7 protein-coding genes are annotated in these 14,881 nt (G+C 36.7%); all 7 read right to left on the bottom strand.

What is annotated here, in order from left to right; all coding sequences use genetic code 11:
• Window positions 1–56: 56 nt before the first annotated feature.
• The gene (locus tag BUE22_RS13905; protein ID WP_073395547.1) at window positions 57–2,819 is read right to left on the bottom strand and encodes a glycoside hydrolase family 78 protein; all 2,763 of its coding nucleotides are present in this window, start codon (window positions 2,817–2,819) and stop codon (window positions 57–59) included.
• 195 nt (window positions 2,820–3,014) lie between these two features.
• On the bottom strand, window positions 3,015–4,655 hold the full coding sequence (locus BUE22_RS13900) for an MGH1-like glycoside hydrolase domain-containing protein (protein ID WP_243396753.1): 1,641 nt from the start codon (window positions 4,653–4,655) through the stop codon (window positions 3,015–3,017).
• 251 nt (window positions 4,656–4,906) lie between these two features.
• Complete coding sequence (locus BUE22_RS13895) at window positions 4,907–7,363, bottom strand: glycoside hydrolase family 95 protein (protein WP_073395545.1); 2,457 nt, start codon at window positions 7,361–7,363, stop codon at window positions 4,907–4,909.
• 91 nt (window positions 7,364–7,454) lie between these two features.
• Window positions 7,455–8,882, bottom strand: a complete 1,428-nt coding sequence (locus BUE22_RS13890; RefSeq protein ID WP_073395544.1) for an alpha/beta hydrolase family protein — start codon at window positions 8,880–8,882, stop codon at window positions 7,455–7,457.
• Between the two features lie 119 nt (window positions 8,883–9,001).
• Window positions 9,002–11,752, bottom strand: coding sequence for a glycoside hydrolase family 78 protein (locus BUE22_RS13885; RefSeq protein ID WP_073395543.1), 2,751 nt, complete (start codon window positions 11,750–11,752; stop codon window positions 9,002–9,004).
• A gap of 155 nt (window positions 11,753–11,907) precedes the next feature.
• On the bottom strand, window positions 11,908–13,770 hold the full coding sequence (locus BUE22_RS13880) for a sialidase/neuraminidase family protein (protein WP_073395542.1): 1,863 nt from the start codon (window positions 13,768–13,770) through the stop codon (window positions 11,908–11,910).
• 180 nt (window positions 13,771–13,950) lie between these two features.
• Window positions 13,951–14,868, bottom strand: coding sequence for a glycoside hydrolase family 43 protein (locus tag BUE22_RS13875; RefSeq protein ID WP_073395541.1), 918 nt, complete (start codon window positions 14,866–14,868; stop codon window positions 13,951–13,953).
• Window positions 14,869–14,881: the final 13 nt, after the last annotated feature.

Raw genomic sequence — 14,881 nt, 5'->3', positions numbered from 1 at the left:
AAAAATAACACTAAAAAATTAACAATGTATCCTGTACTGTCCCGAATTGTCTAAAATTAACGCTTTACGACGATAGCGTAAGAACCGGATGATAAATTGAGAACCAAATTGTTGTTTTCAATTTTATAGTAAGATGAAAAAGCAGCAGTTAATTTTTGATTATTAACCATTACAGCTGAAATATCCGAAGTTGGTAAATAAACGATTGCCGAACTATTTGCCGGAATATTTATTTTCCATTCGAGTTTATTTTTAGCCTTTTTCCAGTCACTTTTAATCAATCCGTAAATAGATTCATAAGATGCGTTTACGAAAGTTAATCCGGTTTCAAAATCAGGTTTCATGATGATTTGTTTGAAACCCGGAGTTTCAGGATTACTCTTGATTCCTGCTATATTTTCGTAATACCAAATCAATAAATCGCCCAAAAGCATCACATGGTTTTGCGAATTCATTTTAGGATCTGCGGTATTTCCGTTCCATAACTCCCAAATCGTGGTTGCACCATTTTTCGCCATATAACCCCAACTCGGATATGTGTTATTCGAAGCCAGTTTATAACTCAAATCCGGTCTTCCAAATTGAGATAATGTTCGCATTAAAAACTGGGTTCCGATAACGCCCGTACTTATATGGCCTTTGTACGTTACCTCAACTTCATGCACAATATTGTCAAATACTTTTGACTGAAGATTTTCAGGAACCATTCCAAAAGTCAATGGAAGCAAGTTTGCTGTTACTGTATTATTTGCATATTTATTTGTTTTTGAATCAAAAAACTTTGCATTAAAAGCCGTTTTTATTCTCTCCGAAAGTGAATCGTAATATTGAATATTTTCCGAATTTGTTCCGTTAATTGTTGCAAACTTTTTCATTTTTTGCAGTAAATGATAATAGAAAGCACTTGCAATTAATTCACCATTCGTTGTTCTGGTCGAATCTTTGGAATGAATTAATTCTAAAGATTCTGGCGGAACGCACCAGTCTCCGTATTTGTCTTTGGTCATTAAATCGTTAACCAAATAATTTTCTTCCATATACACGATCCATTTTTTCATGGATGGATAATGTTTTTCAATCACTTTTTTATCACCAAATTGCTGATACAACATATCGGCAACCGTAATATAGGTTCCCGGCCAGGTTACATTATCACCATAATAACGCCAAAATGCCGGTGCAACATCCGGAATTCCGCCATCTGCCGTTTGTGCATTTTTAATATCGTCAAGCCATTTGGCATATAATGTTTGGCTATCGAATAAAAAACTTTCGCCATAAGCTCCCGTCGTTCTGTCGCCCAACCATGGCTGGCGCTCATTTCGCTGCGGACAATCGATTGGCATTCCTTTGTAATTTCCTCGAATTCCCCAATAAGCATTCTTAAAAATCTGATTCATCACAGCATCCGAAGATTCAAAAGTTCCGATTGTTTTGATATCATCATAAACTACTTTTCCAACGAAATTATCTACAGTTGGTTTTGTCGGAAATCCTGAAACTTCTACAAAACGAAATCCGTGAAATATAAAAGTCGGTTCCCAAATTTCTTCGCCTTCACCTTTTAAAGTATAAACATCTGTTGTTCTGGCATCGCGTAAATTATCGATATATAAAGATCCATCGGTTTGTAATGATTCAGCAAATTTCATATTGATTTTTTCGCCGCTTTTTCCTTTTACTTTCAATTGCAGCCAGCCTACCATATTTTGACCCATATCGAAAATATAAGTTCCTCTTGGCGTTTGCTTGATTGAAATTGGTTTTACTTCGCCCATTATTTTCATATTCGGCGTCATTTGTGCTTCATAAAAACCACCCGGTTCCTGAACATATTCTGCTGTTAACCAATTTTTATCATCAAAATTTGTGGTATTCCAACCTTTCATTTCCTTTCGGGCGTCGTATTCTTCACCGTCATATTCGTTGTTCGATAAAATGGGTCCATTTGTGGTAACTTTCCAAGTATCATCCGTTCTAATTACGTCTTTTGTTCCATCGGTATATTCAACAAAAAGCTGCAAAGCCATTTTTGGGTAACCAAAAGTTTTAATTTTATACGGTTTATAATCCTGACGCATGGTAAAAAAACGTCCGTTACCTAAAATCGTTCCCAGTGCATTTTTGCCTTCCTGCAATTGCGAAGTCACATCAAAAACATTGTATTTTACATTCTTCGTATAATCCGTAGGAACGGGCGCTAAAACCTGATCGCCAATTTTATTTCCATTTATGTACAACTCATACAAGCCCATACCCATGATATAAACCTTGGCATTTTTGACTTGTTTTTTTACGTTGATTTCTTTTCGAAGATAACGTGCAGACAATTTTGAATATTGAGAAATACTATCTCCGGCAGAAGTTTTTTCATAACCAATCCATCGTGTCGATTTCCAGTCGGCATAATTTAAAATTCCCATACTAAAATTCGCCTTTTCTTTCGATTGAATTTCCCCTTTATTCGTCCAAACGGTTACTTTCCAAAACGCATTTTGTCTGTCGTCAAGTTTTTTTCCTTTATAAATAATATTGACAGATTCATCATTTTCAATTTTTCCGCTATCCCATAAATCGGCATTATTAGTATTTAAGTTTTCTAAAGTTGAAGCCACAATAATTTGATACGCTGTTTGTTTTACATCGTTTACATCTGCATTTATTTGCCAGCTCAATCTTGGTTTTACAACATCAATTCCTTCCGGATTGTTCAGCATTTCGCATTGCAAATTGGTAACGCTGATTTTATTTTGGGCTTTCGCCGAAAAAGAAATCAATGTTATGATGATGAATGTTGTATGTAAAAAAAACTTTTTCATGTGTTGTGTTTTAATGGTATGCTGATAGTATTTTTTGCCCGCAGATTTGACGGATTAAACGGATTCGCACTGATTTATTTTTGATCTCTAATTATGAAATTCCATCAAGTGTGTAACTTCCAAAGGGAGAAATCACAAAAACAAGAATAAAATCTGCGCCAATCCGTTTTACCTGCGTCATCCGCGTGCCAATTCTCACTCCGAAACCAATTTCTCCAATCTTTCAGAAACCGCAATTTCCTTACCATTTTTAAAAATCCTGAATCCTTTTCCTTTATGATATTTCTCTCCCGTTTTATCCCAAAGAATCGTAATAATATTGCCGTGATACAAAACATTGTCCAAACAAAACCAATCCCATTTTTCCTGTGGAATCAACGGATTCACTTCTATTTTTTCATCCGCTCTCGGGCGTAAACCAACCAAACCTGTAATCATCAAATCGTTAAAAGTCGAATGATTGTAATAACGGCTTCGTTCTCTGTCACCCATTAACCAATATCCTGTTGTTTCGTCTAAATATTCGCCAACATACGGTTTTCCACGGTAATATTGCGACTGCACATACAAATCCATTTGTTTGAAATAATCGGTTTTCGCAACAAAATTCTGATCGTAATTGTTCAACACATTTGCCAAAGCGGTCAAAGTTTGCGAACTGGCAAAAGGCCAAATTGCGCCGTCCCATTCGCAAGTTCCAGTTCCGTGCGTTCTAAAACGAGAGCTTCTTCTTTCAGCCGTCGTCAAACCAAATGGCGCCGAAAACCCTTTTTCATCTTTGATTTGTTCCCACGCTTTTTCGAAACCTTTATTTTTCTGCGGTAAATTAAAATACCACGGAATAAATCCGATCGCCTCACGAACCTGCGCTAAGGTATCTTTTTCTGTAAAGGTCTCAAAGAATTCACTTTTAGGATTCCACAGTTTTGTTTCTACTAATTTTTGAAGCGTATCTGCTTTCGCTTCAAAATAACTTTCTTGTTTGGCATCGCCTTTCATTTTGGCAATTTTCGCCAAAGCAGTTGCATTTCCAAACATATAACTATTAATTGTTGGGCGCGCATTTCTAAATTTTCTGGCACCACTCAACGATTCTTCCATTCCGTCTTTTACATCAAACTGCCAGAATAAGCCGTCTTTTCGTTTTCTGTCTCCTTCCCAAGCTGCATATTCTGCAACCAAATCCGGATACATATCCAATAAAAATTTGTCGTCTTTATTTACTAAATACCTGTTGTACAAAGCATCTGCAGTCCAACTGCTAAAAGTTCGAAGCTTTTTCATCGGTTTGCCATCATTTCCTCTAAACCACAAATGAACATCCTGCTCCACATATTGCGGATCATGAACCCATCGAAATTCATTAATATGATGCCCCAAAGCACAACTAATCATATTGTATTTATCGGCATAAGAACGATCTACCAAAAACTCTGTAATCGCAAATCCCTGCGGAGTTTTCTTGATATGTTTGCGCGCGCTCCACCAACGGAAATAATAAATCTCCTCAAAATTTTGCTGCGGACATTCAAACAACGGAATATTCTTTTCCATCCAAACCCAGGCAGAATCATTCGGAATCGCAAATTTTAAATTCTCATCTTCCATCGTGTTGAAATAATCAACATAATGTTTGAAGTTTTTTTCTTTTAAAATAACGGCTGAGCTTTTTTTAGAAGCAATGATTCCTGATTTGCAACTTGTGTTTAAAGTTGAAATCAGAATTATAAAAGCAATTATTTTATATTTAAAATGATGTAACATATTCAAATTATTATTAAAATTCTTTGGGCGTGTTCGCCGCGGCGAATCGTGCTGTCCGTTCCTGCTTTTCATTCCTGCAAGGTTTTCAAAACCTTGTAGGTATAAACATTTCAAAAGTCTATACTCACCAATTTGTCATTTCGACGGAGGAGAAATCACATAACGTTAAGACACACAGTACGTCGCTCTCTGGATGCGATTTCTCGTTCCTCGAAATGACAAACTAGACTTGCTAATTTATACCTACAAGGTTTTGAAAACCTTGCAGGAAACGTAACCAGACCTGACAGGTTTTAAAAACCTGTCAGGTCTAAACTTTTAGATTAATTCCCATAAAAAACATTAGTCTGTCCAGCTTTCATCTGAACATCATATTCATTATACTTTGGCAACATAACTTTCTTCAAATTCGCTTTTTCAGATATGATTGGTTTCTTCACTTCCACATCATAAAACAACGAATTCGTATTTTTCCCTTTTGCTTTTTTAAGCGAAGAACCTTTTAAAGTATTCTCTATTTTTAATCTACAGTTTCCTCCAATTTTAGAATAAATTTTTAGTTCAGAAACTTTATTGTTTTTCCAGGTCAAATCAATTACAAATCCACCTCTGGCAACCAAACCTTTTATACTTCCATCTTTCCAAACGTCTGGTAAGGCCGGCAATAAATGTATCGCATCTTCCTGACTTTGCATCAGCATTTCGGCAATTCCGGCAGTACAGCCAAAATTCCCATCAATTTGAAACGGCTGGTGCGCATCTAACATATTTGGGTAAGTTCCACCACCTTTTCTTTGGTCGGACGTTACCAAATGCAGTTGATCCTGAATCAGTTTATAAGCATGGTTTCCGTCTAATAACCTCGCCCATAAATTTACTTTCCAGCCCATCGACCATCCTGTCGATTCGTCTGTTCTATATATCAAAGATTGTTTTGCTGCCTCAAATAATTCAGGAGTTTTCACTGCCGAAATCTGATTACTTGGATACAATCCGTACAAGTGCGAAACGTGTCGGTGATTGTCTTTCGGATTATCCCAATCGTCCTGCCATTCTTGTAACTGACTGTGTTTTCCCACTTTCATTGGAGGCATTTTTGCCAGCGCCTCACTTACTTTTTTTACATAAGCAGCATCTGGTGAAACCAATTTGGAAGCTTCAATAACATGCGTAAATAAATCAAAAACCAATTGATTATCCATTGTCGTTCCGGAAGCAATTGTCGCTTTTCCGGTTCCACCCGCATGTGTGTTCTCAGGTGAACTTGAAGGAACTACAACTAAATATTTTGTATTTGGATCGATAACCATAAAATCAAGAAAGAAATCTGCTGCTCCTTTCATGATCGGATAAATTTCTTCCAGATATTTTTTATCTCCTGTATATAAATACCTTTCCCATAAATCCTGACAAACCCAAGCACCGCCAGTTGGCCACATTCCAGATGCAGCAGAATCAACCGGAGCGGTAACACGCCAAATATCGGTATTGTGGTGTAAAACCCAACCGCTGGCATTGTACATCATTCTGGCTGTTTCGGCACCCGTAACGCTTAATTCTTTTGCCATTTGAACAAAAGGTTCATGCATTTCCTGAAGATTGGTTACCTGTGCAGGCCAATAATTCATTTCGGCATTAATGTTTGTGGTGTATTTACTGTCCCAGGGTGGGGTAACCATATCATTCCAAATTCCTTGCAAATTCGCAGGTTGTCCGCCCGGCTGTGAACTCGAAATTAAAAGATAACGCCCAAATTGAAAATATAAACTCGCCAATTGCGGATCGAATTGTTTCGAGAAATCTCTGATTCTTTCGTTTGTTGGTTTCTTAGTCGCGTCGTTTGTTCCCAAATCAAAAGAAACTCTGTTGAAGAATTTTTGATAATAATCGACATGCGCTTTTTTTATCGTTTCAAAATCTTTGGTTTCGGCTTTCGCCAAATATCCTTTGCTTTTCGCAATTTCATCTTCTGAAATATCCTGATAATTTTTGAAATTCGTCGCGATCGAAATGTATAAAGTTACTTCATCGGCTTTATTAATACTTAAAACGCCGTTGCTCGCGTCAATTTCGCCACCTTTATTTTTAGCCGTTAACCTTCCCTGAAATTTCACTTTTCCTTTTACCCCTTCAAAATTTGTCCCCAAACCAGAAAGTATAATTTGGTTTCCTTCAGTTGAAGCAACCGTTTTATCAATTGGACTATTCATAAAAACATTACACGTAATTTGTCCTGGTTGACTTGCCGAAAGTTTCACCGCAATAACCTGATCTGAAAAAGCCGTCAGAATTTCTCTTGTAAATTCAACGCCGTTTACCGTATATTTTATCTTTGCTGTAGCATTGGCAATATCTAAATCTCTGTAATAATTGGTGTATTTTTGATGTCCCGGAAATGAAATATAAACGCTCCCAAAAGTTTGATATGGCATTCCGTCATTGGTTTGCGACATAATATCCTGCGTAGCCAATTCCTGAGCTTCATCAAATTTTCCATCAAAAATTAATTGACGAACAATTGGCAAAGCTTTTATCGATTTGGTATGTGCATTGCTGTTTGGTGAACCCGCCCAAATGGTTTCTTCATTCAACTGTAAACGCTCCACCGCCGGATCTCCAAAAACCATCGCACCCAAACGACCATTTCCCAAAGGCAAAGCTTCGTTCCAGATTGCAGCTGGTTTATCGTACCAAAGTTTTAAATCACTATTACTTTGCGCTGTTGCAGCACACGAAAAAATTCCAACACAAATCGCAGCTATTTTATTTTTTAATTTCATAGAGTATATTTTTTTCGCCACGAATTCACGAATTTTTAATTATTAAAATTGGCTTAAAATAATTCGTGAATTCGTGGCTATCTTTTACATCTTACTTCTTAACTTCATAAATCTTATTATTTTTCTCGCCAAACATTTCATATAATTTGTCGATATCTTTCAAAGCATTTTTAGGTAAATTTTCGGCTTTATTTCCAAAAACATATAATTTATCATAAGGTTCAATCACACAAGTTGACTCGTCGATTTCTCCTTTTTCATTTTTGACTTTGTTTAAATCCAAACCTAAATATTTCGCCATAAACGGATACAAAGCCATACGTTTAGATACTCCAAAATCATGTCCTTCTTTTGCAAAATGAGCATTTTCTACCAAATCTTTTTTACCGTACAATCCATAAGTTCTTTGGATAAAAGGAAATTCCAATTCAGGAACTGCCAATGTCCAGTCTTTTCCGTCAGAAACAATTAATTGTGGTTTTGGCGCCATCATTGCTGAAATTTCTGCATTGTTTGTTCCGTTTCCGCAAAGGTGAATTCCGCGACCGCTTTCGCAAGGACATCCCCCAGAAAAATGAGACGAAACCATTACAACCGGAGCAGAAACCGTAATTCTGTCATCGATTGCCGCCAAAAACATAGTGTGAGATCCACCGCCCGATCCGCCTGTAACGCCAACACGTGACATATCAACATTTTTTTGAGTCGATAAATAATCCAATAAACGGATTCCACTTAAAACCTGAACCGTTGATGCAATACTATTCCTATGAGTTTGTTCCGGAAACTGAAGCAAAGATTCTCCCCACGCAAACAAATCATAACTCACAACAATTGCGCCCATTTTAGCCAGAATTGCACAACGATATTGTTCGTCTTTTCTATATCTTCCGTCTCCAAAATGCCCATCCGGAGTTAGAATTACCGGAGCTTTTTTATTCAAAGGATACGGTTTATAAATCGAACCTGTTACATAAACGCCCGGCAGAATTTCCAATCCGATATTTTCAACACTGTAATCTTTATAAATTCTTTTTGGAGTTAAAAGTGGCTTAGACTTTGGTGTTGGGGGCGCCTTGTCTAAACCAAATGATGTAATCATACAAGCTTTTAACTCCGTTTTACGTTTTTCCCATTCTTCTTTAGTTGAGTAAAGGCTTTCCAGATAAAACAATCGTTCTTTTCCTTTATCAACTGAAACTTTGTGGTTTTCATATTTTCTTATAATGTAAGTTCCGTCCGGCTGTTTGAAATACATCAATTCAAACGGAGCCAAAATATTCGTCAATGAAATCGGTAAATTTCCCGGTTCAATTCTCCAATCAGCATAATCCAGTTCTTTTCCCTTTAATAAACCTCGGTCGTCGTTGATTGTCACATGAAAAATAGTTTCAATTTTTTTTAAGGTTTCTGAAACTGGTTTTCTGTAATTTTCATCAGACGTAATTTGCGCATTTGCAAAACTCACTGCAAAAATTGAAAGTAATATTGCCTTTCTTATGTTTTTTAATTTCTTCATTTCTTGTTGTTGACATTGGCACGCGGATGACGCGGGTTGAGCGGATTTTATTTTGATAGTTTAAAAAAAAATCTGTGCTCATCTGTTGAAATCCGTTTGATCTGTGTGCTAATTTATTTTTATATTTTACATTCAATTGTATATTTTCCTGATCCAAATCTCAGGTATTTAGTTACTTTTCCATTTACTTTTACTTCTGTACCCGCTGCAATTGGCAATTTTATGGTTGCCGATGTATTCACGGGAATCTCCACTTTCAGAATTAATTTACCATCTTTCTTCTCCCATTCCGAAGCAATATTTCCATAAACAGATTTGTAAGTTGCTTTTACAAAAGTCATATCGCCCACCACTTGAGGCTGAATAAAGAAATGTTTGAAACCCGGATTTTCAGGATCAGGAACAATTCCGGCTAAACTTTGGTAAAACCATTCTTCGATTTGTCCCATCATAAAGTGATTCCATGAATTTCCTTTGCGCGGATCCCATTGTTCGGTTAAAGTAGTCAGCCCAAATTTGATCTGAAAACCATAACCCGGTGCATCGTAATGATTGTTCATTTTATACATCGTCTCGTTTTCGCCATTTTGCGCCAAAGCCTGAAACAAATAACGATTTCCAACATCGCCCGTTGTTAATCTGTCGCCTTTTGCTTTTATATCTGCTAATAAATTCTGCATTACAGCCGCTTTATATTGTGGTTCTACAATATCCATATAAACTGGAACAGCGTTACTAAACTGGCTGTTTGTGCCATATTGTTTGGTTTCGGGATTGAAGAATTCCTTATTGAAAGCGGTTTTAATATCAGAAGCCAAAGTTTCATATTCCGAAATATCTTCTGTTTTGTTCAACAATTTTGCTGCTTTTGCCACCAAACTTGCACCATAAAAATAATGCGAAGTCGCCGAAAGTGCAATCGGACTATTTTTTGAATATCCCGCCGCGTGCGTTCCGTAATCGTACCAATCGCCCAAACCGTGCGACACAATATGATCTTTTGCTTTTGTTCCTAAATAATCCACGTATTTTTTCATTACCGGATAATATTTCTCTAATAAAGAAGCATCGCCATAATATTCATAATACATCCAAGGCAGAATCACTCCGGTTACACCCCATTCCGGTGAATCGGTAAAGTCACCTCCAAAAACCACATATTCAGGAACAATTGTCGGTATTAAACCGTCTTCTCGTTGCGAATCTGAGATGTTTTGCATCGTTGCGGGAATAAAACTTTCGAGATTATAATTGAACATTAAACCCGGTCCGTTTAAGTGAATTTCTTCCAGCCAACCCAATTTTTCACGTTGCGGACAATCGGTAAAAACACTTTGGAAATTACTTTTTATGGAGTTATTGATCAGTTCATGCGCTTTATTAAAAATGGTATTTGAAGATTCAAAAGTTCCCGCTTCTCCCGCCGAATTATAAATGAAATTTGATTTTAAATCTACTAACGTTGGCAGGTTTTTATCTTTGTTTTCTTTATAATTGATGTTCTCAATCTGCACATATTGAAAACCGTAGTAACTGAATTTTGGCTGCCATTCTTCTACACCATCTCCTTTTAAAGTATAGTCGTAATAATACGGTTTTCCCGATCTTCCCTGACCAACAGTTCCGTCCTCATTTAACCCTTCGCCAACCCAAACGCGAACGGTTTGTCCTTTTTTTCCTTTTACTTTTATAGTCGTAAATCCCGAAAGATTTTGTCCCATATTAAAAACAAAAAAGTTAGGCTTAAGTTCTTTAAATGACGCAACATCATATTGTTTCTGAATCGTAATGGGCGGTGCAGTCTGTGCTCTTAAAATTCCTTTTGGCGCTTCCTGAACGACAATTTTTTTCCAGTTTGAATCTTTAAATCCTTTTTCATTCCAGTCTTTTTGTTCCAAGTTGGCATTGTAATCTTCTCCTCCAAAAATGCTGTTGTATGTAATTGGGCTTTTGCTGTATTTCCAGCTTTCATCCGATTTTATAATTTCTTCTGACCCGTCTTTGTAAACCACTTTCATTTTAAAAAACAAAGTTGGCGGGCCAAAACTCACAAAAAACTTAGTATATCGTTCGGCGAGCGTATTGTACATTCCGTTTCCTAAAAGAACGCCAATTACATTTTCTCCTTTTTGCAATTCTTTTGCCGATAATTCATAAGTATTATAATTGACCGTTTTGTCATAATCTGTCCATAAAGGCGCAAACTCGCTGTTGCCAATTTTCTTCCCGTTAATTGTTAATTCATAATGCCCTAAACCTGAAATATAAACTACCGCTTCTTTAATTTCTTTTGTAATCTTAAATGGTTTTCGAAGTATAATACTTCTGCGTGACAAAGAATCCGAAGCATTAATTATCGCATCTTTTTTCTCTCTTTTATAAGTTGCTGAATGATAATTTCTGCCTTCCGGCAAATGACTATCTGCTTTTGTAATCGCGCCAATCCAGATTGGTTTTAAATCGGATTCGTTGGGAGCTATTCTGAAAAAAGCGGTTCTACTCCATTTCGACATTTCACCTTCCTGATTCCAAACTTTAACCTTCCAAAAATATTTGGTTTCTGGTTTTAAAGGGCTTCCGCCAAAAGCGATATGCAAATTTTGATAAGAGTTTATTCTTAAGCTGTTCCAGATATCACCTTCGTCATTTTTTAGTTTTTCTTCGGATGATGCAACCAAAATCTGATAGCCAATTTGTGATGCATTTGATTCTTTTGCGATTAATTGCCAGCTAAATCTTGGTTGATTCTGAACGACTGCTAATGGATTATCAGCCATTTCTGTGGTTAGATGTACGGGCAAAATTTGTCCTTTAGAAACTAACGTTACTAAAAGACAAATTGCTAATACTATATTTTTGAAATTCTTCATTTCTTACTTGTTGAGATTTTTGAACGCTGATAAAACTGATTCGCTATCGCGAAGACGCAGATTGACGCGGATTTTATTCTGATATTAAACAATAAAAACCCGTTTTTATCCGCGTTTTTACGAAGTAAATCCGTGTCATCCGCGTTCTATATTTTTTACAACTTTTTCGTAATCAACGACTGAATATTAAATACTGCTTCGGGAATTAATTTTCCGGTTTGAGGCAAATCATCATAATCATCCGTGTCCGGTGCTGTATCAGGATTTGGAGAATATCTTTGTTCACCTGTGCGGAACATAATTCTTTCAAAACCATCTACCGGCGCATAAAATATTCTTGTTGATTCTTTTTCGTCGTTTACTTTTATCGTGTATGAACGTGTTTTCACATTCAGTTTCACATTTACTTTATATTCTTTTCCGGCTTCGTATTTGGCGATTGTATTAAAACGCGCTCCGGTTTTTGTTTTCAATTGTCCGTCTGAATCAAATGTCAATCTTACGGCTGGTAAACCTTGTTTATTTTGAAACTCAACCTGCAATAAACCGTGATTATTTTGTTCGGGTTTAACGGTAAAAGTGACTTCCATTTTTTCTGCAAACGGAATAACGCGTTCTGCACGGGCGTAATCAAAATAATCCTGATCTCTTAAAGTCAGCCATTTTTTGCCGTCTTTCTTTTCAATTTTTGTAGATGCCCAAGATAAATCGTAGGTATTCCAAAGTTTTAGTTCTTGTCCTTCAGGAAGTTCGTTAAAAATATCATTTGCGTTTTCAGTAACAACACTTGTAACCGGAACCGGAATCGACGCCACCCAAATATCTTCTTTATTAACGCTGTAACTTACCCAAAGTTTTCCGTCAGGCGGAATGCCATCACCTTCAGAAATTCCGCGAACATATTGTGGACCAGCAGATTTGTAGTTTCCACCATATCGCATCGGACTAATTTCGCCGTGAACCAATAATAAATCTTTGTAGTTCAAACCATCATCACTGGTTGAAATTGCCAATGGCCAACGATATTCTGACGGATTATAAACGGTTGCATAACGATTATCAGACGTTTTTTGTCCCCAGATTTTGGCATTGCTGTTTACAAAACCGGGCGCACGAACAGGCATATATTCCCATGATTTTCCGCCATCTTTACTGATCGAAGTTAAAGCGTGTTTCCATAAACCCACCACATCGCCGTTTGGTAAATGATACGAACTAAGCGCTTTATAAGGCTTTTTCAACGGAATTAATTCGTCATCGCGATCGGCTTCTTCAACCCATTGCTGTAAAATCAAAGGATCTGAAAGGATTTCTTCGCAGGCTTTTTTCAAACCTTTGTCTTTTGCCTGAGTATAAAATGGAAACGTCGATTTCGATTTATCCCATGATTTGTTGTATCTGATGAAATAAATTTCGCCAAAACTTCCGTCTTTTTTAATTTCACGAATGACACGTCCAATTCCTTTTCCGTCATTCGGATCGTCTTTTTCATCCATCGCAATTCCGTAATACGCCAAAGCAAAAAGTCGTTTGTCTTTTGAAGTATAAAAACCCATTCTTTGGTGCATAATCGCGTCAAGATTTTTGGCAATACCTTCAACACCTTCTTTTTTCCATCCATCAGGAATATGATAAATAGGAAAAATTACTTTTGGCATTTTCCAGTTCACACCATCTTTTGAAGTCATTATTAATGTCTGACTTGGTGGAATATGTTCTCCCGCAGGATCACTTAAATATTGAAGATAAAAAGTATCATTCCAATACGCCATTGTAGGTTGGTGGTTGTATGTCCATCCAAAACCATCTGCTTTTTCCGGATGTTCACGGCTTGCGCGCATAATTTGTGTAGCGTGAACTCCAACCGCCGGACTTAATTGCCCGTGATGATAATCGACATTTGAAAGTGTTTTACCAACATAACGCACGGTGTCATTCTGCGCATTTACAGCTGTACCAATCAAAAGAATTGTGGCTGTAGTTATGATGTTGGTTTTTATGTTTTGGAAAGCAATCATTGTGTTGTGTTTTTTGATATGTTCTCGTTAAACCCGACAGGTTTTAAAAACCTGTCGGGTTTGCGTTGAAAACAAATTCAATACTATTTATTTTTTTGCCACTCCCGATGGCTATCGAGATTCACAGAATTGAAATGATTTTTTAAATTAGCAATTCGTGAAAATTTGTGAAATTTGTATTTATTTTTTATCAATTAATCCTTTTAAAATTGCTGATGAAATTGTGGTAATCGTTCCGTGTTTATGACCTTCCGGAAGACTTATTTTTGACGAAACATCTTCAAAATGAACAAAATCTGAAGTACTCAAAGCTTTATAATTTTTTGAACCGTAATTGTCATAATACAAAAGCCAATTTTTACCGACTTTAATCACTGTTGGACCTTCCGATAAATATTCCGTCAAAGGCGCAGAAATTTTTCCGAATGGCCCTAAAGGTGATTTTCCGAAAGCGACTTTTATATTCCTCATGGGTCTTGTATTGTCTTTCAAAACCAAAACATAATCTTTTTTGCTTTTTTTGACAATCACACAATCGATCACACTAAAACCCGGATTGTAATATAATTTTGTATCCGAGAATGTTTTAAAATCCTTGGTCGTTACATAATACATTCTGTGATTATTTTTTTCTTCTTCAACTCCTTTTTCAAATCGAAACGGAATTGTTGATGCCCAAATAATAATATATTCTTTTTTGACATCATCATAAAAAATTTCCGGCGCCCAAACGTTTACCACTTCCGGTTCGTTCTTCATTACAGGTATATATTGCTGTTCTGACCAATTAATCAAATCTTTAGAACTTGCGTACCCAAAACCATTTCCGCCTTTCCAATCGGTTGTCCAAACCATGTGGTACGTTCCGTCGGCTCCTTTTGTGATGGATGGATCGCGCATGATTTTGCTGGCTCCGATTTCCGGTTTTAAAAATGATCCTTCCAAACCTTTCCAGTTGTAACCATCTTCGCTGTAGGCCAGATACAAACCTTCTGTTGCAGGTTCTCTGAATGACGTGAAAAGATATAATTCCTTCTTTTTCTGCGAATAACTTATCGCAAAAAAGAAAAGAATTAGTATGATGACTATTTTTTTCATGTTTTGTTTTTCT

The sequence above is a fragment of the Flavobacterium pectinovorum genome (assembly GCF_900142715.1).
Lineage (GTDB): Bacteria > Bacteroidota > Bacteroidia > Flavobacteriales > Flavobacteriaceae > Flavobacterium > Flavobacterium pectinovorum.
The sequence above is the reverse complement of the archived record's forward strand: the minus strand, read 5'-3'. Positions and strand labels throughout refer to the sequence as shown.

What these genes read in the sequence shown, in the direction of transcription:
- BUE22_RS13875 (WP_073395541.1), bottom strand. Translation starts at nt 14,868, where the DNA reads ATGAAAAAAATAGTCATCATACTAATTCTTTTCTTTTTTGCGATAAGT.
- BUE22_RS13885 (WP_073395543.1), bottom strand. Translation starts at nt 11,752, where the DNA reads ATGAAGAATTTCAAAAATATAGTATTAGCAATTTGTCTTTTAGTAACG.
- BUE22_RS13895 (WP_073395545.1), bottom strand. Translation starts at nt 7,363, where the DNA reads ATGAAATTAAAAAATAAAATAGCTGCGATTTGTGTTGGAATTTTTTCG.
- BUE22_RS13900 (WP_243396753.1), bottom strand. Translation starts at nt 4,655, where the DNA reads ATGAAAAGCAGGAACGGACAGCACGATTCGCCGCGGCGAACACGCCCA.
- BUE22_RS13880 (WP_073395542.1), bottom strand. Translation starts at nt 13,770, where the DNA reads ATGATTGCTTTCCAAAACATAAAAACCAACATCATAACTACAGCCACA.
- BUE22_RS13890 (WP_073395544.1), bottom strand. Translation starts at nt 8,882, where the DNA reads ATGAAGAAATTAAAAAACATAAGAAAGGCAATATTACTTTCAATTTTT.
- BUE22_RS13905 (WP_073395547.1), bottom strand. Translation starts at nt 2,819, where the DNA reads ATGAAAAAGTTTTTTTTACATACAACATTCATCATCATAACATTGATT.